Source organism: Nonomuraea sp. NPDC005501 (assembly GCF_040605905.1).
Classification (GTDB): Bacteria; Actinomycetota; Actinomycetes; order Streptosporangiales; family Streptosporangiaceae; genus Nonomuraea.
The window spans coordinates 1-20,414 of record NZ_JBEXDT010000002.1 but is presented as its reverse complement, the minus strand read 5'-3'; the positions used below and the strand labels follow the sequence as shown (position 1 = coordinate 20,414).

Genomic DNA, 20,414 nt, shown 5'->3' with positions numbered 1-20,414 from the left:
GCGGTGATCGCCGGGAATGCGGTAAGTCATGAATCGGGCGTTAACCCGCCCCGACGATGGGCTGCATATCGTGAGCAGGTGTGACCCGGTGACCAGGTGTCGATGAGGAGGTGACCCGCGATGGCCGACACGAGCATCGATGTCGCGGCGTTGAAGCGGCGCATGGGGCGCGTAGGGGTCTGGAGCGGCACCCTGGGCGGGGAGCCGGCCGCGTTCGAGCGGGAGGCAGCCGCCGAGATCGAGAGCCTGGGCTTCGGGACACTGTGGGTCGGCGAGGCTCCGCACGGCAAGGAGGCGCTGGTCCATGCGTCGATCCTGCTGGGCGCGACGCGGCGGATGCAGATCGCCACCGGCATCGCCAACATCTGGGCCCGCGACGCCACCGCCGCCTCGAACGGGGCGAACGCCCTGGCGGAGGCGTTCGACGGCCGGTTCGTGCTCGGGCTGGGCGTCAGCCACGCGCCCGCGGTGTCGATGAGAGGCCACGACTACCGCAAGCCGGTGTCGGTGATGCGCGACTACCTCGACGCGATGGACGCGACGGAGTACGCCGCTCCCTTGCCGGCACCCGCCCCGCGCCTGCTGGCAGCCCTCCGAGCCAGGATGCTGGAGCTCGCCGCGCGGCGCGCCCAGGGCGCCCACCCCTATTTCGTCACCCCCGAGCACACCGCCCGCGCCCGGGCGGCCCTCGGCCCCGATCCTGTGCTGGCGCCGGAGCAGACGGTCGTGCTCGACACCGATCCGCAGCGGGCGCGGCAGACCGCCCGCCGGTTCATGTCGCTCTACCTCTCCCTGCCCAACTACGTGAACAACCTGCGCGAGCTCGGCTGGGAGGACAGGGACGTCGCCGACGGCGGCAGTGACGCGCTGGTGGACGCCATCGTGGCGTGGGGCGACCCCGAGACGATCATCGAGCGGGTACGGGCGCACCACGACGCCGGCGCCGACCACGTCTGCGTCCAGGCCCTCGCCGACACCCCCCGCGACATGCTGGAGCACCTGCGCATCCTCGCCCGCAGCGACCTGACCGCAACCTGACCCGCCGAGCCGCCGAGCCGCCGTACGCCTCGATTGGACACCCATCGGACCGTCGCATAGTTTGATAATTTTCAAACTACGCGACGGAGATAGGGTCTGACCATGCGCCAGCTACCGCATCCGGCGACGGAGGCCATCCAGCTCACGGAGGTCCTGCGGGCGCTGGCCGACCCGGTACGTCTGGAGATCGCCGTCCGGCTCGCCGCGCAGACGGAGCAGAACTGCTCGAGCGTGCTGGAGGAGCTCGGCGTGCACAAGTCCACGGCCTCGCACCACTACCGGACCCTGCGCGAGGCCGGCGTGCTGCTCACCCGGCAGGACGGGCGGCAGAAGTACATGCGCCTGCGCCGGGAGGACCTCGACGCCCGCTTCCCGGGCCTCCTCGACACCATCCTGCGGGCCGCGCGGACGGACGTCACCACCGCGCCTTACACCCTGCCCCCCGCTCATGGCAGCGTTTGAGCCGGCCTCGGTGACGGGGACCGGGGACGGGCTGCCCGTACGGCACGCGCTGCCCGAGTTGCTGAGGGCGTTGGAGAGGCACGGCACGGCCGTGCTGACCGCCCCGCCGGGCAGCGGCAAGACCACCGTCGTCCCGCCGGCCCTGGCCGAGACGGGGCTGCGCGTGCTGGTGGCCGAGCCCCGGCGGCTCGCCGTCCGGGCGGCGGCCCGCCGGATGGGGGTGAGCTACGCGATCCGCGGCGAGCGGCACACGGGCGCGAACCCCATGGTCGAGGTCGTCACCACCGGCCTCCTCCTCCAGCGGCTGCAACGCGACCCCGAGCTGCCCGGCACCGACGTCGTGGTGCTGGACGAGTGCCACGAGCGTCACCTGGACGCCGACACGGCGCTCGCGTTCCTCCTGGACGTGCGCGAGACGCTCCGCCCCGACCTGCGCCTGCTCGCCACCTCCGCGACGGCCGACGCCGGACCCTGGTCACGGCTGCTGGGCGGGGCTCCGGTGGTGGCGGCGTCCGGGGCGCCGCATCCGGTGGAGACCGTGTGGGCGCCGCCCGCCCGCCCGGTCGCGCCCCCGCACGGGCTGCGCGTCGACCCGGCGCTGCTCACGCACGTGGCCCAGGTCGTACGGCGGGCACTGACCGAGCGCGAGGGGGACGTGCTCTGCTTCCTCCCCGGCACGGCCGAGATCGGCAGGGTCGCCGGCCTGCTGCACGGCGTGGCGGACGATCGGGGAGCGCCCGTGGAGCTCCTCCAGGTGCACGGGCAGGCGCCGGCCAGAGTGCAGGACGCCGTCCTGTCGCCGGGGACGCGCCGCCGGATCGTGCTGGCCACCTCGGTCGCCGAGTCGAGCCTCACCGTGCCGGGCGTCCGCGTCGTGGTGGACTCCGGCCTGGCCCGCGAGCCGCGGACCGACCATGCCCGCGGCCTCGGCTCCCTCACCACCGTCCGCGTCTCCAAGGCCGCCGCCGTCCAGCGCGCCGGCCGGGCGGGCCGCGAGGCCCCCGGCACCGTGTACCGCTGCTGGCCCGAGGCCGAGCACGAGCGCCTGGCCGAGCACGCCAGACCGGAGATCGCGCTCGCCGACCTGACCGGATTCGCCCTCCAGGCGGCGTGCTGGGGCGTGACCGACCCGGCGGCGCTGGCGCTGCTCGACCCGCCGCCGGCCGCCGCGATGGCCGCCGCCGCCCGGACCCTGACCGCTCTCGGCGCCCTGGACGGCGGCCGGGTGACCGCCCGGGGCAGGCGGATGGCCAGGCTCGGCGTGCATCCCAGGCTGGCGCGGGCGCTCATCGACGCCGGTCCGCGCGCCGCCGAGGTCGTCGCGCTCCTGTCGGAGCAGCTCCCCCGGGACGCGGGCGACGACCTGGTGGAGGTCTGGCGGGCGGCCCGCCGCGGCGGCGACGCGTTCGCCGCCCGCTGGCGCCAGGAGGTCGGACGGCTGTCGAGATCGGCCTCCGGAGGCGACCGCGACGACGGCCGGACACCGGGCGGCGGTGCCGCGGACGACGCGCTCGCGGGGCTGGTCGTCGCGCTGGCGTTCCCCGAGCGGGTCGCCAGGCGGCGTGGCGGCGGTTACCTGATGGCCTCCGGCACGGCCGCCGCCCTCGGCGAGAGCTCGAAGCTGGCCCGCGCCCCCTGGCTGGCCGTGGCGGTGGCCGACCGTCCCACGGGCTCGGCGTCGGCTCGCGTCCGGCAGGCCGTGGAGATCGACGAGGCGACGGCACGGCTGGCGTACCCGGTCACGTTCGAGGAGGAGGTCGCCTGGCGCGTGCCTCCCGGCGAGCGGCGCGGCGACGTCTCCGCGCGGATCGTCGAGCGGCTGGGCGCGATCGAGCTGTCGTCCGCGCCGCTCCCCGACGCGGACGTGCGCGCCGCCCTCCTGTACGGCCTGCGCACCGAGGACGTCCTCACCTGGACGAAGGAGGCGCTGGCGGTGCGCGACCGGCTGGCGTTCTGTCACCGCGCCGCCGGCGACCCCTGGCCGGACGTAGGCGGCCAGGGCGGGGGGACGGGCATGGACGCCCTCGTCGACCTGGCCGACCGGTGGCTGGAGCCGGAGCTGTCGCGGGCCCGCCGCCGGGCCGACCTGGAGCGGATCGACGTGGCGTCGGCACTGCTGCGGCTGGTTCCGTGGAGCGAGCGGCTGGAGTCGGTCGCGCCGGAGCGCGTCGAGGTGCCCAGCGGCTCGCGCGTGCGCGTGGACTACTCCGGGGAGCGGCCGGTGCTCGCGGTCAAGCTCCAGGAGCTGTTCGGCTGGGACGCCGCCCCGGCCGTCGCGGGGGTGCCGCTGCTGGTGCACCTGCTCTCGCCGGCGGGGCGTCCGGTGGCGGTGACGGCGGACCTGGCGTCGTTCTGGCGCGACGGCTACCGCGCCGTCCGGGCGGAGCTGCGCGGCCGCTACCCCCGGCATCCCTGGCCGGAGGACCCGCTGACGGCGACGCCCACGCGCCGGGCCAACCGGCGATCATGACACGCGCCCGCCGGCCGGGCGGGGAGAGGACACCATGACCCACGCGCTCGAAGCGGCCCGCGACAACGCGGCCTGGTGTGACACGATGTGCCGCGCCCACGGGCTGACCGGCCGCTTCACCTCCCTCGCCTGGACGAGCCCGCGCCGGACCCCGCCGTACTATCCCGACGCCGTCACCCTCTCCCCGGACGCCACCGAGGCCGACGTGCTCGACGGCATCGACGCGGGCCCGGGGGCCTCGGTCAAGGACAGCTTCGCCACTCTGGACCTCACGCCGCACGGCTTCCACGTGCTGTTCGAGGCGCAGTGGATCCACCGGCCGCCGATGCCGGCCCCGGAAGGAGCCGGGAACGCCGGGGAGGTCGTCTGGCGGCGGGTGCGCACGGCGCCGCAGCTCCGCGCGTGGGAGCACGCCTGCTTCGGCGGCGGGACGGACGGGCTCTTCCCGCCGTCGCTGCTGGAGGAGGTCGCGATCCTGTACGGCCGGCGGGACGGCGAGATCGTCTGCGGCTGCGTGCTGACCGTCGGCGGGGAGGCGGTGGGCGTGTCCAACGTCTTCGCGAACGGCTGCGACGACGACACGGCCTGGGCCGGGACGGTCGCCCGGGCCACGGGGTCCGGCCGCCCGCTGGTGGGTTACGAGGCGGACACCGCGTCCGCCGAGCGCCACGGCTTTACCCCGGCCGGCCCCCTCAGGATCTGGCTCAGGAGCTGAGGGCGCGGAGCACGTCGTCCAGCCCGGCGTTCTCCCGCACGCTGACCCGCTCCCGGCCGGTCTCGATGTCCTTGAACCCGCTGGAGGTGCCCACGCACACCACCGGCCCGTCGAACTCCCGCCCCAGCCTCCGGTAGCCGGCCAGCCCGGCGGCGCCGGACAGCTCCTGCCACAGTCCCTGCCCGGCCAGGACCTCCCGGGCCGCCAGCAGCTCGGCGTCGGTGACCGGCACCGCCTCACCCCCGCTGTCGCACACCGCCCGCACGCCCCGGTGCCCGCCGACCGTGCAGGCGATGCCGTACGCGCCGGTGGGCCCGGTCTCGACGATCGCCGCGGGCGCGCCCGTCGCGAGGGCCCGCGCGTGCGGGGCGCCCACGGCCGGCTCGCAGGCGAACATCCGCGGCGCCGACTGCGCGACCCCGAGCCGGCGCAGCTCCGTGAACCCCTTCCACACCCCGTACAGCATCTCGGCGTAGCCCGTCGGCGCGAACACCGCCGCCGGGACCCGCCCGAGCTGGGCGAACAACTCGTACGCGATGGTCTTGTAGCCCTCGGCGCCGAACGGGTGCCCGGTGTGCGTCACGGTGAGGTTGCTGACCGGGTGGTAGCCGAGCCGGTCCACGATCTGGCGCATCAGCGGCCAGCGGTCCTCCTCCGGCACGGTCAGCACCTTGGCCCCGTACGCGCGGACGAACGACTGCACGGCCGGCGGCGACCCCGCCGAGGCCAGCACGATCGCGGGCAGCCCGGCGCGGGCGGCGTAGGCGGCGGCCGAGGCGCCGTGGTTGCCGGAGGAGGAGACGACCACGCCCGGCGCGCCGGCGCCCACGGCGGCGCTGACGGCGACCCGGTTCAGGCGGTCCTTGTGCGACCAGGTGGGATTGCGCGACTCGTCCTTGAGGTGGACGCCGGGCAGCCCGTCCAGCTCCAGCAGCGGCGTGCCGCCCTCCCCCAGCGTCGGCACGCGCAGCGGCGGCAGCAGCGGCGCCCAGCGCGCCAGGTCCGGCCCGGGCTCCTGGCCGAACAGCGCGGTGTCCACGCGCGCGTAGTCGTAATCGACCTCCACGGGGTACGCGATCTCGTCCGTGCTCGTCCCGGGGCAGCCGAGCAGCTGCGGAGGCCACAGCGGGAACGTGACGGACGGGTCGCCCAGGGAGCGCTGGCAGGTGGCGAGGGAGGGGCCGTTCATTCCGCCGAGCCTAGGCGGAGACCCACGAGCGCCCGAAAGGGGCCTCGCCACGGGACGCGGGACGTTGCACACTTCTAGGCATGTCGTGGGCCGGAAGATCAGCAGGAGAGATCGCCTCCGCCGTGCGCCGGGGCGAGGTCAGCGCCGCCGCGGTCGTCGAGGAGCATCTGGACCTGATCGCCCGGCGCGACCCGCAGGTGGGCGCGTTCCGGGTGGTCAGGAAGCGGGCCGTGGAGGAGGCGCGGGCGGTGGGCGAGCGCCGTGACCTCGCCGATCTGCCGCTCGCCGGGGTGCCGGTGGCGGTGAAGGACAACCTGGAGGTCGCGGGCGAGGCCATGCGCGCCGGTTCGGCCGCGACGGCCGACTCGCCCTCGCCGCGCGACCACGAGGCCGTCGCCCGTCTGCGCGCGGCCGGCGCGATCGTGGTCGGCCTGACGAACCTGCCCGAGCTGGGGCTGGTCGCGTTCGGCGACAGCGTGTTCGGCACCGTCCGCAACCCGTGGAACCCCTCCCGCACGGCCGGCGGCTCCTCCTCGGGCAGTGCCGCGGCCGTGGCGGCGGGCATGGTGCCGCTCGCGCTGGGCAACGACGGCATGGGCTCGCTGCGCATCCCGGCGGCCGCGTGCGGCGTGTACGCGGTCAAGCCCGGCGCGGGGCTCGTTCCGGCGCCCGGTGACGACTGGGACGGGCTGAGCGAGAACGGCCCGCTGGCGGCACGCGTACCGGACCTGGCGCTGGCCCTGTCGGTGCTGGCGGCCGATCCCACGCTGGCCGAGTCGTGGCGGGCCGGCCGGCGGCTGGAGCCGCCGCCCCGGATGCTGCGGTCGGTGTGGGCGGGCGAGGACGAGGTGTGGGACGCGCCGCCGCCGCCCGCCGAGGTGGAGCCGTTCGACCTGCGGATCGCGTACGCGCCGCAGCCGCTGCCGGCGGGGCTGCCGATGGACCGGGAGTTCCGGGCGGCGGTGCGCGGGGCGGCGGAGACGCTGCGGGTCGCCGGGCACACGGTGGTCGAGCATGAGCGCCGCCTGCCGTTCTGGCTGGGGCCGTCCACGGTCGCCACCTGGCTGTCCCGCGCGGCGCAGGCCGCCGACGCCCTCCCGGCCGCGGGGAGAGCCGGTGGCCGGGGGCTCGATCGTCGCAGCCGGGCGCTGGCCCGTGTCGGCCGGCTGCTGCGGACGCTGAGCCTGGACGGGGCTCGGGGACGGGCGCGCTGGCAGGCGTACGGAGCCGACCAGTGGTTCGGGGACGCGGACGTGCTCGTCATGCCCGTCCTGGCCACCGTGCCGCCCGCGGCCGGCGGCTGGCGGGAGCGCGGGTTCGCCCGCAACGCGCCGGCCAACATCAGGTTCGCCCCCGCGACGGGGCCGTGGAACATGTGCGGCTGGCCGGCCCTGGCCGTGCCGATCGCGACGCATTCGAGCGGTCTGCCGATCGGCGTGCAGCTCGTCGCGCCCCCGGGCGGCGAGCCGCAGCTCCTCGGCCTGGCCGCCCAGCTCGAAGCCGCGCACCCGCTGGTCCGCCCGCCCGGCATGTCCGCGTGACCCCCGCCCGGGCCGGGGACGCGGGCTCGACGGCCCCCACCACGTGAGCGCGGCGCCTCCCGGCCGTACGGCCGAGCCGGATCGGCCGTATGACCGATGTCCGTGATCCGGCACGCGGAAAGTATGGCGTGCTGTGAAACATGTCCTCCTGGCACTTCTCCTGACGTCGCCTCCGGCGCCCGCCCCGGCGCTCGCCCCGGCGCCCGTCTCCTGGCATCCCTGTGGCACGCAGCGAGCGGAGTGCGGCACCGTCGAGGTCCCGCTCGACTGGCGCTCCCCCGCCGGCCGCACGATCAAGCTGTCCGTCGTACGCCGCAAGGCCACCGGCGAACGCCTCGGCACGCTCTTCTTCAACCCCGGCGGCCCCGGGGTCCAGGCCGTGATGCTGCTGCGCGACTACCCCCAGTACGCCGTCAGCGACGAGCTGCTGCGCCGGTTCGACGTGGTGGGCATCGACCCGCGGGGTGTCGGCGAGAGCTCGGCCGTGACGTGTGAGCGGCCCGTGCACGACCCGGCCGTGACGCAGTTCCCCGAGACCTTCGCCGAGTACCGCGAGCTGGTCGCGCACAACCGGGCCGTCGGCCTGAGCTGCCTGTCGGGCACCGGCCCTCTGCTTCGGGAGATCGACACCACGGGCGTCGCCCGCGACTTCGACGCGGTCAGAGCCGCACTCGGGGAGTCGAAGATCAGCTTCCTCGGCAAGTCGTACGGCACCATGCTGGGCACCGAATACGCGCGGCTCTTCCCGAACAGGGTCCGTACGATGGCGCTCGACGGCGCCGTCGACCACAGCCTCCGCCCGGAGCGGCTCGTCGCCGACGCCTCCGTCGCCGTCGAGGACTCCTTCGGACGCTTCACGGACTGGTGTGCCGAGACACCGGCCTGCGCACTGCACGGCCGCGACGTGGCGCAGGTGTGGGACGACCTGGTGACCAGGGCCGCGCGCGAGCCCATCCCGGTCAAGGGCGGCCGTCCCATGACCGCCGAGGAGCTGCGCTACGTCGCCTACGTCTTCCTCAACCAGCTCCCCGAGTACGGCAAGGGCCTGGCCAACGGCATCGCCCAGGCCGAGAAGCACGACGCCCAGATCTTCGCCTCCGTCCGGGCGTCCGCCCTGGACGACCCGGCGAGCACGGCAGCCTACCGGTCGATCCTGTGCCTCGACATCGCCCACGGCATCAGCGGCTACCGCGACCTGCGTGCCAGGCTCGGCCGCGTCCGTGAACTCTCCCCACACATGAAGGGCACCTCGGAGTTCTGGGACATGACGGCGGGCTGCCTCGGCTGGCCGGTCCCGCCCACGAACCCGCAGCGCCCGATCGACGTCCGCGGCGTCCCACCGGTGCTCGTGGTCGGCAACACCCACGACCCCGCCACCCCCCTGTCCTGGGCGCGCAGCCTGTCATCCCGCATCCGCGGTTCCGGGCTCCTGGTGAACGACGAGAACGGCGGAGACGGGCACAGCTCCTACCTCAGAGCGGCCTGCGCCACGGCCCGCATTGACGACTACCTGACCTCGGGCGAGCTTCCCCCAGCCGGAACCGTCTGCCGACAGGCCCCGGCGCCCCAGCCAGGTCCAGGCCGGTGAGAGCCGACGAGTAGCGGCTCTCGGTCGCGAGGGTTCGAAGGGAGGGGCCGATGAGACGGCGAGTGATCGCTGCGGGTCTTTGTTCGATGTCGGCCCAGGTGGAGGCTGTGGTCGCGAGGTAGTCCGAGCCCGCATGCACCTCAACCACCTCCCGTCCTGCCGTTCTGGGCACGTCGGGGGATGGCTCGCAGGGCGATCTCCACGACGGCGTGCGAGCTCGCCCGGTCGGCGCCGGCCGCGGCATGCACCGCGTTGCCCTCGCTGACCACCAGACCGTAGCGGGCGAGGGCCGCCGGATCCGACAGGGCAGGCTCCTGCCGGAGTCACTGCGCAAAGTGATCACTGACCCGGCGCCCGGCCGGCTGCCGCCGCCTTCGGGCGGCCCGTGCGCCGGCAACCCCGAATTCGCCGCAGGGGGCGGGGGCAGCGCCCCCGGCTTCACCGCCGCGACCTACACCTCCTCGGACGGCCGCCTGCAGTTCGCCGTGTCCGTGACGGTGGCCATGGACGATGCCGAGCGCATGACCATGCCGCGACGCGTCACCAGCGCTCTCCCATCGGTGTTCTGCCCGGCGACATGAAGCGGGCGCGGTGTGCCTACTCGAAGCCCAGGTCGGGCAGCGTCCTCCTGGCGTGGTCGATGAGCGCCCGGGCCGCCGGGCCGGCCTGTCCCTCGGACCGCCACGCGATGGCCATCCGGCCGCGCAGCCGGGGCCGGGTGATCTGGATGACGTGCAGCCGTCCCTCGGCCGCGCTCACCGCCGTCTCCGGCAGCACGGCGATGCCCATGCCACGGGCGGCCAGCCGGGCGAGCACCAGCGGCTCGCTGGCCTCCAGCGCCACCCTGGGCCGGAACCCCGCCGCCGCGCACCCCTCCTCCAGACCGGCCCGCAACCCGGTGCCCGGCGGCAGGCTGAGCAGCACCCGCCCCTCCAGGTCGGCCAGCTCGACGCCGGGCCGGCCGGCCAGCTCGTGGTCGAGGCTCACGGCCGCGACGAGCGGCTGACTCGCCACGATCTGGACGTCCAGCCCCGGCGGCACGGCCGGTCCGAGGCCGAACAGCCCGAGGTCCATCCGCCCGGACCGCACCTCCTGGATCACGGTCTCGGGGTCGGCCTCCTTGAGGGTGATCTCGACGGCCGGGTGGGCGTCGTGGAAGTCGGCCAGCAGTCCCGGCACGTCGAGCACGCCGGGCAGGGAGACGGCGCCCATCACGACGTGCCCCCGCAGCAGCCCGGTCAGCTCGTCCACCACCTGCCGGACGCCGGACACGGCCTTCAGCGCCGCCCGCGCGTAGGGCAGGACGGCCTCGCCCGCCGCGGTCAGCCGCACCGTGCGCCCGGACCGGTCGAACAGCGGCTGGCCCAGCTCCCGTTCGAGCTGGCGGATCTGCGCGCTGACCCCGGGCTGGGCGACATGCAGGGAGGCGGCGGCCCGGGTGAAGCTCGCCTCCTCCACGACGGCCACGAAGTAGGCGAGCTGACGGAGTTCCATAACTGAAGCTTATGCCAAGGAGTAGAAGCATCTCTTTGACTTCTGAGTCAGGCCTGGCCGGCATGGCTGCCGGTGCCGGCCGAGGGCGGGCTGCTCGTCAGCACGCGGCGGATGACGGGCGTGCGGGTCGACCCGCGCGACGCCCTGGCCCCGTGGTCGACCGGGGGCCGCGCGCTCACCTTCCTGTCCGGCGAGCACGCGGCACCCGACCACGTACGAGCGGCCTACGCCCCCCGGCGACCACCGCCGCCTGGCCGCGCTCAAGGCGGTGTAGGACCCGGCCGACGTCTTCCGCCCCACCCACAACATCCCGCCGGCGGCCTGAGCCGGCCGGACGGGGCTCAGACGCCCAGCGGATGCCAGACGGTCTTGGTCTCCAGGAAGCGGGTCATCCTGGTCAGGCCCGGATCGGCCGTCCAGTCCACGGGCTCCGGCGCCGGCCGCAGGACCCGCTTGAGGTTGCCGGCCGCCTCCTGCTCGCAGCGCAGCGCGAGGTCGGCGTCGTCCACCCCGGTCAGGTCCAGCCCGTTGACGTCCATGTGGGCCGCCAGCCACGGGGCCAGCTCCGCCTGCCGCCCGGTGAGGACGTTGACCACCCCGCCCGGCAGGTCGGAGGTGGCCAGCACCTCCGCGAACGTGATCGACGCCAGCGGCGACGGCTCGGAGGCCACCACGACGCACGTGTTGCCGGTGACGACGACGGGCGCCACCACCGACACCAGCCCGAGCAGCGGGTCGGCCGGCGCGACGACCGCGACCACGCCGGTGGGCTCCGGCGAGGAGAGGTTGAAGTACGGCCCCGCCACCGGGTTGGCCGTGCCGTGCACGGCGGCGATCTTGTCGGACCAGCCCGCGTACCAGACCAGCCGGTCGACCGCCGCGTCCACCGACGCGAGGGCCTCCGCGCGGCCGAGGCCGAGCTCGTCGGCGAACTGGGCGCGGCGGCCCTCCAGCATCTCGGCGACGCGGTAGAGGATCTGCCCCCGGTTGTAGGCCGTCGCCCCGGACCAGCCGGGGAACGCCTTGCGCGCGGCCACCACGGCGTCGCGGGCGTCCTTGCGCGAGGCGCGGGAGGCGTTGGCCAGGAAGTCGCCGTCGGGCGAGGTCACGGTGTAGGACCTCCCACTCTCCGAGCGGGGGAAGGCCCCGCCGATGAACAGCTTGTAGGTCTTGCGCACGGCCAACCTACTCATCGCCGCGTCCCCTCCACGTGATCTCCTGCGACATCTCGACCGGCACGAAAACCTGGCCGCACCGGCTCACGCCGCAGCGGTGGGCGTACCAGCCGGTGCGTACGGGCCGCCCGGCGCGGGCGTAGGCGTGGCCACGGGTGGCCTGGGCACGGCGCGCCCTGCGGCGGGCGCGGCGGTGGTCACACGTCAAGGTACGCCTCCAGCCCGTGCAGCCCGCCTTCCCGGCCGTAGCCGGACTCCTTGTAGCCGCCGAACGGCGAGGCGGGGTCGAAGCGGTTGAAGGTGTTGGCCCACACGACCCCGGCCCGCAGCCGCTCGGCCATCCACAGGATGCGCGAGCCCTTCTCGGTCCAGACGCCGGCCGACAGCCCGTACGGGGTGTTGTTGGCCTTCTCCACGGCCTCGGCCGGGGTGCGGAAGGTCAGCACGGACAGCACGGGGCCGAAGACCTCCTCCTGGGCGATGCGGTGGGACTGGGCCACGCCGGTGAAGAGGGTCGGCGGGAACCAGTAGCCGCGCTCGGGCAGGTCGCAGGCCGGCGACCAGCGCTCGGCCCCCTCGCTCTCCCCGATGTCGCTGAGCGAGCGGATCTTGGCGAGCTGCTCGGCGGAGTTGATCGCGCCGATGTCGGTGTTCTTGTCGAGCGGGTCGCCGAGCCGCAGCGTGCCGAGCCGGCGCTTGAGCGCGGCCAGCAGCTCCTCCTGGACCGACTCCTGCACGAGCAGGCGGGAGCCGGCGCAGCACACGTGGCCCTGGTTGAAGAAGATGCCGTTGACGATTCCCTCGACGGCCTGGTCGATCGCGGCGTCGTCGAAGACGATGTTGGCGGCCTTGCCGCCGAGCTCCAGCGTGAGCTTCTTGCCGGTGCCCGCGACGGTCCGCGCGATGAGCCGGCCGACCTCCGTGGAGCCGGTGAAGGCCACCTTGTCCACCTCGGGGTGGGCCACCACGGCGGCGCCGGTCTCGCCCGCGCCGGTCACGATGTTCACCACGCCGGGCGGCAGCTCGGCCTGGCGGCAGATCTCGGCGAACAGCAGCGCCGTCAGCGGCGTGGTCTCGGCGGGCTTGAGCACCACCGTGTTGCCGCAGGCCAGCGCCGGGGCGACCTTCCAGGCCAGCATGAGCAGCGGGAAGTTCCACGGGATGACCTGGCCGGCCACCCCCAGCGGGCGCGGGCTCGGCCCGAACCCGGCGTGACCGAGCTTGTCTGCCCAGCCGGCGTAGTAGAAGAAGTGCGCGGCCACGAGCGGCAGGTCCACGTCCCGCGACTCGCGGATCGGCTTGCCGTTGTCGAGGGACTCCAGCACCGCCAGCTCGCGCGAGCGCTCCTGGATGATCCGCGCGATGCGGAACAGGTACTTGGCCCGCTCGGACCCGGGCAGGGCGCTCCAGCCGCCGAACGCCTTGCGCGCGGCCCGCACCGCGCGGTCCACGTCGTCGGCCGAGGCGCAGGCCACCTCGGCGAGCGTCTCCTCGGTGGCGGGGTTGACGGTCTTGAACTCCGGGCCGGAGCCCTCGGTGAACTCGCCGTCGATGAACAGGCCGTAGGACGGCCGCAGGTCGACGACCTCGCGCGACTCGGGGGCCGGCGCGTACTCGAACATCGCCATCCTCAGTCCAGGGTGAAGTAGTCGGGACCGGCGTACCGGCCGGTGGCCAGCTTCTCGCGCTGCATCAGCAGGTCGTTGAGCAGCGACGAGGCGCCCAGGCGGAACCAGTCGGGCGAGAGCCAGTCGTCGCCGGCGACCTCGTTGACGAGCACCAGGTTCTTGATGGCGTCCTTGGTGGTGCGGATGCCGCCGGCGGGCTTGACGCCGACCTGGCGGCCGGTTCGGTCGCGGAAGTCGCGCACCGCCTCCAGCATGACGAGCGTCACCGGCAGCGTCGCCGCGGGCGAGACCTTGCCGGTGGAGGTCTTGATGAAGTCGGCGCCGGCCAGCATCGCGAGCCACGAGGCGCGCCGCACGTTGTCGTAGGTGGCCAGCTCGCCGGTCTCCAGGATGACCTTGAGGTGGGCGTCGCCGCAGGCCGCCTTGACCGCGACGATCTCCTCCCACACCTTGAGGTAGTCGCCGGACAGGAACGCGCCCCGGTCGATCACCATGTCGATCTCGTCGGCGCCCGCGGCGACCGCGAGCTCGGTGTCGGCCACCTTGACGTCGAGGGAGGAGCGGCCGCTGGGGAAGGCCGTGGCCACGGAGGCCACCTTCACGCCCGAGCCGGCCACGGCCTCCGCGGCCACGGGAACCATGTCGGGATAGACGCAGACGGCCGCCACGCGGGGGGCCCCGGCGCCGGGGTGGACGGCCTTGACGCACATGGCCCGCACCTTGCCACGGGTGTCGGCGCCCTCCAGGGTGGTCAGGTCGACCATCGAGATGGCCAGATCGATCGCCCGGGCCTTGGCCGTCGTCTTGATGGAACGGGTGCCCAGCATCGCCGCCCGCTGGTCCGCGCCGACCCGGTCCACACCGGGCAGGCCGTGCAGGAACGCTCTGAGCGTCGTGCCGGAAGCGGCCACGTCCGCGAGCGAAGTAGTCATAGTTGACACCTCCACAGCATCGCCGACCAGGGTGGCCAGCTCCAAACCGGATCTTTCCCCTGGTGTCCGGCCACTCGTGTCCGGCGAGCGGAGGAGAGGGCTCCCAGGGCGGCGTAAGGCGGCTCTGAGGTGCGCGTAGGGCTGTCTAAGGCGGTACGGGGCCACGTCCTAGGTACCCCTCTGCCAGAACCGCCCCGGAGATAGGGAATCCGCCCGATGCGGCGGGGTGGGCCTTAGCCCGAATCTTAAAGATGTCAGGAAGAAGCGGGTTGAAACAGGAGACACCATGAACCCCGAGATGGACTACCAGCTGATGAAGAGCCACGCACGGGAGCTGCGCGCCGCGGCCGAGGAGCACCGCCGGGTACGCGAGGCGGAGAAGGGCAACAAGTCCGAGCGTCGCTCGGTCTTCGGCAAGCGCCGTTCTTCATGAGCACGTCACGAGAGCCCGGCCGCATCCTCCCTCGCGGCCGGGCCTCTGCGCCCACCTGAAGAACCGTCCCCTCCGGGGATCCCTCATAAATACGGCGAAAGCTCACCAAAGGGCATGACATGCTGGAAGACATGCTGGGCCGTTCGGTGAGTCCCGTCTTCGTCGGACGGGCAGAGGAGTTGACGACCCTCTCCCAGGCGTTCGCGGAGGCCCGGCAGGGCAACGCGACGGCCGTGCTGCTCGGCGGCGAGGCCGGCGTCGGCAAGACCAGGCTCGCGCAGCGCTTCGCCGAGCAGGTCACCCGGGACGGCGCCCTCATCCTGTACGGCGGATGTGTCGAGCTGTCGGCCGAGGGCCTGGCCTACGCGCCGTTCACCGCCGCGCTGCGGCAGCTCGTCCGGGAGCAGGGCCGCGCCCGGGTGGCGTCACTGCTGCCCGAGGGCGCCGAGCGCGACCTCGCCCGGCTGCTGCCCGAGTTCGGCGAGCCCAGCGGGGACGGCGACACCGACACCGGCCGGGCACGGCTGTTCGAGCAGATCCTCACGCTCCTGGAGCGGCTGGCCGAGAGCCGCCCGACCGTCCTCCTCATCGAGGACATCCACTGGGCCGACAGGTCCAGCCGCGACCTGATCGCGTTCCTGTGCCGCAACCTGAGCGCGCCTCAGGTGCTCATCGTCATGACGTACCGCTCCGACGACCTGCACCGCCAGCACCCTCTGCGCCCGGTGCTGGCCGAGCTGGCGCGGGTCAGCGGCGTTCTCCGGCTCGACCTGCCCCGCCTGTCCAAGGACGAGGTGGCCCAGCAGATGGCCGGCATCCTGGGCAAATCGCCCGCCTTCCACAAGGTGGAGAAGGTCTACGACCGCAGCGAGGGCATCCCGCTGTTCGTCGAGGCGCTGCTCGACGGCGGCGTGGACTGCGCGTTCCCGTCCTCGATGCAGGACCTCATCCTCGGCGCGGTCGAGCGGCTGCCCGAGGAGACGCAGCGGGTGCTGCGCATCGCCGCCGCCGGCGGCATCCGCGTCGGTCACGCGCTGCTCGCCGCCGTCAGCGGCCTGTCCGACCCGGAGCTGGAGGGCGCGCTGCGCCCGGCCATCGCCGGCAACGTGTTACAGATCGCCGACGGCCGCGCCTACCTCTTCCGCCACTCCCTCATCCGCGAGGCCGTCCACGACGAGCTGCTGCCCGGCGAGCACCAGCGGCTGCACGCCCGCTACGCCGAGGAGATCTCCCGCGACCGCACGCTCGTGCCGCCCGGCCGCGCCGAGGTCGAGCTGGCCCACCACTGGCACGGCGCGCGCGACGACGAGTGGGCGCTGATCTCCGCCTGGGAGGCGGCCCGCGCGTCGTTCCACGCCTTCGCCTACACCGAGGCCATCCCCTTGCTGGAACGCGTGCTCATGCTGTGGGACCGCGTGCCGGACGCGGCCGAGCGCATCGGCGCCGACCACACCGCGGTGCTGGAGAAGGCCAGCGAGGCCGCGCGCGCCAGCGGCGACCTCGACCGGGGCCTGAAGTTCGTCAAGGCGGCGCTGGCCGAGCTGGACGAGACGCGCGAGCCGGCCCGGGTCGCCAAGCTGCTCGTGCGCTGGGCCCAGCTCAAGGTCTACAAGGAGAAGACCGACGTCGTCGAGCAGCTCCGCCACGCGCTGCGCCTCGTGCCCGAGCCGAACCTGGCCCGCGTCGACGTCATCGTGCCGATGTCGCAGCACCTCATGCTGCGCGGCGACGCCGAGGAGGGCATCGCGCTCGCCGAGGAGGGCCTGGCCCTGGCCAGGAAGCTGGGCGACCGTTGCCAGGAGGCCGAGCTGCTGCTCAACGTGGCGCTCGGCCAGTCGCTCGCCGGCGACACCGAGGCCACGCTCGCCACCAACCTGCGCGCGCTGGAGATCGGCCGCGAGGAGGGCTCCGGCCGGGTGATCACCCGCGCGATCGGCAACAACGTCGACACGCTCAACGACCTCGGCCGCTGGCAGGAGGCCCTGGCGCTGGGCGAGGAGGGCTGGCGGCAGGCCAAGAAGTACGGCCGGGTCCGGCTGTCCGGCCTGTTCAGCCTGCTCAACATGGCCGAGACGCTGGAGGCGATCGGCCGCTGGGACGAGGCCCTCGACACCGTCGATCGGGCGATCAACCTCGGCCCGGTGCTGCGCAACCGCCACCACCTGCTGCGGGTGCGGGCCGACGTGGCCATCGGCCGGGGCGAGGTGGACCTCGTGGAGAGCATCCTGCGCGAGACCGGCGTGCTGTCCGAGCGGCCGGAAGACTTCGTCCAGGACATCACCAACAGCATGCGGCTGCACATCGGCTGGCACCTGCTGCGGGGCGAGCCGGACGCCGCGCTGGCGGTCGCCGAGCGCACGCTCGCCCGGCCCGCCCAGTCCCCGAAGGCCATGCTCGGCTGGCGGCTGCTCGCCCTGCTGACCGTGGTCTGCGACGCGATGCAGGACGCCGAGCCGGCCCGTGCCCGCGCGGTGCGCGAGCAGGCCGCCGAGGTCGCCGCCCGGCTCAAGGTGAGCGGGCCGGTCGCCGAGGCGTACCGGCTGTCGTACTCACGTGACTTCGACGCGGCCGCGGCGGCGTGGGAGCGGCTCAACCGCCCGCACAACCAGGCCAAGGCCCTTCTGCGGGCCGCCGGGGTAGCGGCCCGGTCGGGCGACCGCGAAGGGGCCGCGTCACGGCTGGCGCCGGCCCGGCCGCTGGCGGCGGAGCTGCGGGCCGCGCCGCTGCTGGAGGAGATCGACGCGCTGGCCCGCCGCGTCGGCGGGATCCAGCCGCAGCAGCCCGGCCAGGTGACGCCGGAGCTGCTCACGCCGCGCGAGCTGGAGGTGCTGCGGCTGGTGGCGCTCGGCCGCACCAACCGCGACATCGCCGGCGAGCTGTTCATCTCGGCCAAGACGGTCAGCGTGCACGTGTCGAACATCCTGGCCAAGCTCGGGGTGACGACGCGCGGCGAGGCCGCCGCGGCGGCCCACCGCCTCTCGCTGCTGTCGCTCTAGGCACGCCTCACACGAACGCCTCCACCAGCAGGACGACGCCGAACACGGCGAACGCGGCGGCGGCGCCGTACCGGATGACCTTCTCCGGCAGGTGCTTGCCCAGCATGCGGCCGACCACGATGGCCAGCGCGTCGGCGGCCACCATGCCGACCGTGGAGCCGATCCAGGTGCCCAGCCAGCCGTGCTGCGTGGCCAGCGTGATCGTGGCCAGCATGGTCTTGTCGCCCAGCTCGCTCAGGAAGAACGCCACGGTGACGGCGATGAGCGCGTTGCGGGTGGTGCGCTGCGCCTTGTTGGACTCCTCGTCGGACAGCTCGTCACCCCTGAGCGTCCAGAGGGCGAACCCGAGGAACGCGATGCCCGCCACGACGGAGATGGCGGTGGTGGGCAGCGCGTCGCCCACCAGCCGGCCGACGGCCACGCTGAACAGGTGGACGACGGCCGTCGCCAGGGTGATGCCGGTCAGCACCGGCCAGAACTTGAAACGGGTGGCGAACGTCATCGCCATCAGCTGGCTCTTGTCACCCAGCTCCGCCACGAAGATGACGGCGAGACTGATCCAGAACGCTTCCAACGGTCCTCTTCCGCACGGCCGGACCGTGAGCGGGCCGCCCGTGGGAGATCCGGGCATGACTCCGGCCCGGCAGCGTCTTCGTCCATGACGTACATGTCCACGACTGCCAGGCCGAAGGTCTCGTCCGCCCGTCAAAGGCCCGCGTGACCGGGCGCCGCGGCGCCAGTGTGTCGATCACGCGATTGGGACTACTCCCCCTCGGTGTGTTTCCGGAGAACCTTAACAAGCCTCCGGGTGTGCCCTATTCCGGGGCCCCGGCCACGGACGGCTGCCCGGGGTCCAGCTCGCAGCCGACCAGCACCGGCTCGTTGACCAGCGTCACCCCGAACTTCTCGCGCACCCCGTCGCGCACCTCGCCGGCCAGCGCCAGCAGGTCGGCCGCGGTGGCCTCGCCCTCGGGGTTGGTCAGCGCCAGCGTGTGCTTGGTGGAGATGCGGGCCGGGCCGCGGGAGTAGCCCTTGGCGAAGCCCGCCTGCTCGATCAGCCAGGCCGCGGGGATCTTGACGGAGCCGTCCGGCAGGTCCCAGCGCGGGTGACCGGGCGCGCGGGTCTCCAGCTCCTCCGCCTCCTCCCGGCTGAGCACCGGGTTGGTGAAGAACGAGCCCGCGCTGCGGGTGTCGGGGTCGGCCGGGTCGATCACCATGCCCTTGGAGCGCCGCAGCTCCAGCACGGCCTCACGGGCGTCCGCCAGCGGCACCCGCTCGCCGGGCTCGACGCCGAGCCGCCCGGCCAGCTCCTTGTACGCGATGGGCGCCGACAGCCCGGACACGTCCAGGGCGTAGGTCACCGCGAGCACCACGTGCCGCCCGGGGTCGCGCTTGAACGCGCTGTCGCGGTAGGAGAAGGCGCACTGGCGCGCCTCCACGTCGACGACGTGACGGGTGCGGCGGTCGTAGGCGCGTACGCACCTGATGGTCTGGGAGACCTCCTGGCCGTACGCGCCGACGTTCTGGATGGGGGTGGCGCCGACCAGGCCAGGGACGCCCGACAGGCACTCGACGCCGGCCCAGCCCTCCGCCACGGCGCGGGCGGCCAGCGACTCCCAGCTCTCGCCCGCCTCGACCGTGACGAGCACCTGCTCGCCGTCGCGCGAGACCGACACGCCCTCGGAGGCGACCTTCACGACCAGGCCGTCGAAGCCGCCGTCGGCCACCACGACGTTGCTGCCGCCGCCGAGCACGAGCACCGGCTCGCCCGTCCGGTCGGCCTCTGCCACCTCGGAGACCAGCTGCTCAGCGGTGGCTGCCTCGACGAAGCGGCGGGCGGGGCCGCCCAGGCCCAGCGTGGTGTACGGCGCGAGCATCTCCATGAGCCCCAAGCTTAGGAGATGCCCGGACCGCTCCGGAGGCTCTCCTCTTCGATGGGATCGGGAGCCTCGTCAGCGCTGGCGGCGGACCGGGAGGCGGTCGCCGGGGACCACCTGGACCCCGCGCAGTGCCCGGGACAGCTCCGAGCCGTCCCGCGCGTCCTCGGGTGCGTCGCCGAGGGCCGCCGACCTCCGTACCGCCAGCAGGTCGCCGCCGAGCGCGGAGACCTCCCGCGCGGCCTCTCCCGGGCCGCTCTCGCGCCAGGCGCCGCCGTCCTGCTCCAGGCCCGTCCATCCGGCCGCCACCGCGCCGTCGTCGATCGCCGCGACGAGAGGCGTGATCGCGTCGCCGTCCAGCACGACGGAGCTGTCCATCACGACGTGCACCTCGGCCGTGTCCAGCCGCAGCAGCTTGGCCCGGCACTCCCCCCACGTGGCCGTGCCGCCCCGCCAGGCGGGCTTCTCCTCGACGTGCCAGACGGTGAAGCGCTCCGGGTGGCGGCCGGCCAGCTCGCTCAGCACCGCTCCGGCGCCGTCCACGTCGCCGAGGTCGAGGGCCAGGATGTGCGCGGCGGTGTGGTCGATCACCGAGCGCAGCGTCCGGCGCGTGTCCTCGGGGTTCCCGTCGACCACGACGCCGACGGTGGTCGTGATGTCCTCGGTGCGTACCCGCTGCCGCTCGGCGTTGACGCCGAGGTCGTCCAGGCGGTTGACGGCCAGCGAGCCGTCCCAGACGCGCTGGGCGTGGAGGAGGTCGTCGCCGGGGTCGCCGTGCTGGGCCGGGTCGCCGGAGAAGCCGAACTCCGCGGCGGGGTTGCCGCGCGCGCCGGACCCGGCGGCGCCCCCCGCGCCCGCTCCGGCGGAACGGGCCCG

At 74.1% G+C, this 20,414-nt stretch carries 18 protein-coding genes; 9 read left to right on the top strand and 9 right to left on the bottom strand.

All coding sequences use genetic code 11. The features are described from left to right. The first annotated feature begins 120 nt into the window (after nucleotides 1-120). The 4 genes from ABZS51_RS01960 (at nucleotide 121) to ABZS51_RS01945 (ending at nucleotide 4,685) form a co-directional block, all read left to right on the top strand. Nucleotides 121-1,038 carry a TIGR03620 family F420-dependent LLM class oxidoreductase gene (locus ABZS51_RS01960; RefSeq protein WP_355434919.1) on the top strand — a complete coding sequence of 306 codons (918 nt, stop codon included), beginning with the start codon at nucleotides 121-123 and terminating at the stop codon, nucleotides 1,036-1,038. A 102-nt stretch (nucleotides 1,039-1,140) separates the two neighbouring features. Then, on the top strand, nucleotides 1,141-1,500 hold the full coding sequence (locus ABZS51_RS01955) for a helix-turn-helix transcriptional regulator (protein WP_355434917.1): 360 nt from the start codon (nucleotides 1,141-1,143) through the stop codon (nucleotides 1,498-1,500). After that, nucleotides 1,487-3,970, top strand: coding sequence for an ATP-dependent helicase HrpB (gene hrpB, locus ABZS51_RS01950; RefSeq protein WP_355434914.1), 2,484 nt, complete (start codon nucleotides 1,487-1,489; stop codon nucleotides 3,968-3,970). Before ABZS51_RS01955 ends, hrpB begins: the two co-directional genes overlap by 14 nt. A 34-nt stretch (nucleotides 3,971-4,004) precedes the next feature. Beyond that, the gene (locus tag ABZS51_RS01945) at nucleotides 4,005-4,685 is read left to right on the top strand and encodes a hypothetical protein (protein WP_355434912.1); all 681 of its coding nucleotides are present in this window, start codon (nucleotides 4,005-4,007) and stop codon (nucleotides 4,683-4,685) included. Here the strand turns inward: ABZS51_RS01945 and ABZS51_RS01940 are convergent. Further along, complete coding sequence (locus tag ABZS51_RS01940; RefSeq protein WP_355434909.1) at nucleotides 4,675-5,874, bottom strand: pyridoxal-phosphate dependent enzyme; 1,200 nt, start codon at nucleotides 5,872-5,874, stop codon at nucleotides 4,675-4,677. The two genes, ABZS51_RS01945 and ABZS51_RS01940, sit on opposite strands and share 11 nt — an antisense overlap. 80 nt (nucleotides 5,875-5,954) lie before the next feature. On the opposite strand from ABZS51_RS01940, the gene ABZS51_RS01935 reads away from it, so the two are divergent. From ABZS51_RS01935 to ABZS51_RS01925, 3 genes are all read left to right on the top strand, one after another. Then, nucleotides 5,955-7,415: an amidase gene (locus ABZS51_RS01935; protein WP_355434906.1), complete on the top strand. Its 1,461-nt coding sequence runs from the start codon at nucleotides 5,955-5,957 to the stop codon at nucleotides 7,413-7,415. A 133-nt stretch (nucleotides 7,416-7,548) separates the two neighbouring features. Then, nucleotides 7,549-9,003: an alpha/beta hydrolase gene (locus ABZS51_RS01930; protein WP_355434903.1), complete on the top strand. Its 1,455-nt coding sequence runs from the start codon at nucleotides 7,549-7,551 to the stop codon at nucleotides 9,001-9,003. 335 nt (nucleotides 9,004-9,338) lie between these two features. Beyond that, a complete protein-coding gene (locus tag ABZS51_RS01925; RefSeq protein WP_355434900.1) occupies nucleotides 9,339-9,584 on the top strand; it encodes a hypothetical protein in 246 nt (81 codons plus the stop codon). Between the two features lie 16 nt (nucleotides 9,585-9,600). On the opposite strand, the gene ABZS51_RS01920 is transcribed toward ABZS51_RS01925, so the two are convergent. The 5 genes from ABZS51_RS01920 to deoC all read right to left on the bottom strand — a co-directional run bounded on the left by ABZS51_RS01920 (nucleotide 9,601) and on the right by deoC (nucleotide 14,232). Continuing rightward, nucleotides 9,601-10,497, bottom strand: coding sequence for a LysR family transcriptional regulator (locus tag ABZS51_RS01920; protein WP_355434897.1), 897 nt, complete (start codon nucleotides 10,495-10,497; stop codon nucleotides 9,601-9,603). 341 nt (nucleotides 10,498-10,838) lie between these two features. Continuing rightward, on the bottom strand, nucleotides 10,839-11,690 hold the full coding sequence (locus ABZS51_RS01915; RefSeq protein ID WP_310707046.1) for an aldehyde dehydrogenase family protein: 852 nt from the start codon (nucleotides 11,688-11,690) through the stop codon (nucleotides 10,839-10,841). After that, nucleotides 11,683-11,880 carry a hypothetical protein gene (locus ABZS51_RS01910; RefSeq protein ID WP_310707047.1) on the bottom strand — a complete coding sequence of 66 codons (198 nt, stop codon included), beginning with the start codon at nucleotides 11,878-11,880 and terminating at the stop codon, nucleotides 11,683-11,685. The genes ABZS51_RS01915 and ABZS51_RS01910 overlap by 8 nt, the downstream gene beginning before the upstream one ends. Continuing rightward, a complete protein-coding gene (locus ABZS51_RS01905; RefSeq protein WP_355435368.1) occupies nucleotides 11,870-13,294 on the bottom strand; it encodes an aldehyde dehydrogenase family protein in 1,425 nt (474 codons plus the stop codon). Before ABZS51_RS01905 ends, ABZS51_RS01910 begins: the two co-directional genes overlap by 11 nt. An 8-nt stretch (nucleotides 13,295-13,302) precedes the next feature. Continuing rightward, nucleotides 13,303-14,232 (bottom strand): deoxyribose-phosphate aldolase, encoded by a 930-nt coding sequence (deoC, locus tag ABZS51_RS01900; RefSeq protein ID WP_355434894.1) that lies wholly within the window; start codon nucleotides 14,230-14,232, stop codon nucleotides 13,303-13,305. A gap of 286 nt (nucleotides 14,233-14,518) precedes the next feature. Between deoC and ABZS51_RS01895 the strand changes: the two genes are divergently transcribed. Beyond that, nucleotides 14,519-14,665, top strand: coding sequence for a hypothetical protein (locus ABZS51_RS01895; RefSeq protein ID WP_310707050.1), 147 nt, complete (start codon nucleotides 14,519-14,521; stop codon nucleotides 14,663-14,665). 119 nt (nucleotides 14,666-14,784) lie between these two features. Continuing rightward, nucleotides 14,785-17,661, top strand: coding sequence for an AAA family ATPase (locus tag ABZS51_RS01890; protein WP_355434891.1), 2,877 nt, complete (start codon nucleotides 14,785-14,787; stop codon nucleotides 17,659-17,661). A gap of 7 nt (nucleotides 17,662-17,668) precedes the next feature. Here the strand turns inward: ABZS51_RS01890 and ABZS51_RS01885 are convergent, their stop codons facing one another. From ABZS51_RS01885 to ABZS51_RS01875, 3 genes are all read right to left on the bottom strand, one after another. Further along, nucleotides 17,669-18,235: a TMEM165/GDT1 family protein gene (locus ABZS51_RS01885; protein ID WP_355434887.1), complete on the bottom strand. Its 567-nt coding sequence runs from the start codon at nucleotides 18,233-18,235 to the stop codon at nucleotides 17,669-17,671. Nucleotides 18,236-18,476: 241 nt separating this feature from the next. Further along, a complete protein-coding gene (locus ABZS51_RS01880; RefSeq protein ID WP_355435365.1) occupies nucleotides 18,477-19,538 on the bottom strand; it encodes a UDP-N-acetylmuramate dehydrogenase in 1,062 nt (353 codons plus the stop codon). A 75-nt stretch (nucleotides 19,539-19,613) separates the two neighbouring features. Then, on the bottom strand, nucleotides 19,614-20,414 hold an 801-nt coding region (locus ABZS51_RS01875; protein WP_355434884.1), incomplete at its 5' end, for a hypothetical protein.

Coding starts and splice junctions, on each gene's coding strand:
- ABZS51_RS01960 (WP_355434919.1), top strand. CDS start 121: ATGGCCGACACGAGCATCGATGTCGCGGCGTTGAAGCGGCGCATGGGG.
- ABZS51_RS01955 (WP_355434917.1), top strand. CDS start 1,141: ATGCGCCAGCTACCGCATCCGGCGACGGAGGCCATCCAGCTCACGGAG.
- hrpB (WP_355434914.1), top strand. CDS start 1,487: ATGGCAGCGTTTGAGCCGGCCTCGGTGACGGGGACCGGGGACGGGCTG.
- ABZS51_RS01945 (WP_355434912.1), top strand. CDS start 4,005: ATGACCCACGCGCTCGAAGCGGCCCGCGACAACGCGGCCTGGTGTGAC.
- ABZS51_RS01940 (WP_355434909.1), bottom strand. CDS start 5,874: ATGAACGGCCCCTCCCTCGCCACCTGCCAGCGCTCCCTGGGCGACCCG.
- ABZS51_RS01935 (WP_355434906.1), top strand. CDS start 5,955: ATGTCGTGGGCCGGAAGATCAGCAGGAGAGATCGCCTCCGCCGTGCGC.
- ABZS51_RS01920 (WP_355434897.1), bottom strand. CDS start 10,497: ATGGAACTCCGTCAGCTCGCCTACTTCGTGGCCGTCGTGGAGGAGGCG.
- ABZS51_RS01915 (WP_310707046.1), bottom strand. CDS start 11,690: ATGAGTAGGTTGGCCGTGCGCAAGACCTACAAGCTGTTCATCGGCGGG.
- ABZS51_RS01905 (WP_355435368.1), bottom strand. CDS start 13,294: ATGTTCGAGTACGCGCCGGCCCCCGAGTCGCGCGAGGTCGTCGACCTG.
- deoC (WP_355434894.1), bottom strand. CDS start 14,232: ATGACTACTTCGCTCGCGGACGTGGCCGCTTCCGGCACGACGCTCAGA.
- ABZS51_RS01895 (WP_310707050.1), top strand. CDS start 14,519: ATGAACCCCGAGATGGACTACCAGCTGATGAAGAGCCACGCACGGGAG.
- ABZS51_RS01890 (WP_355434891.1), top strand. CDS start 14,785: ATGCTGGAAGACATGCTGGGCCGTTCGGTGAGTCCCGTCTTCGTCGGA.
- ABZS51_RS01880 (WP_355435365.1), bottom strand. CDS start 19,538: ATGCTCGCGCCGTACACCACGCTGGGCCTGGGCGGCCCCGCCCGCCGC.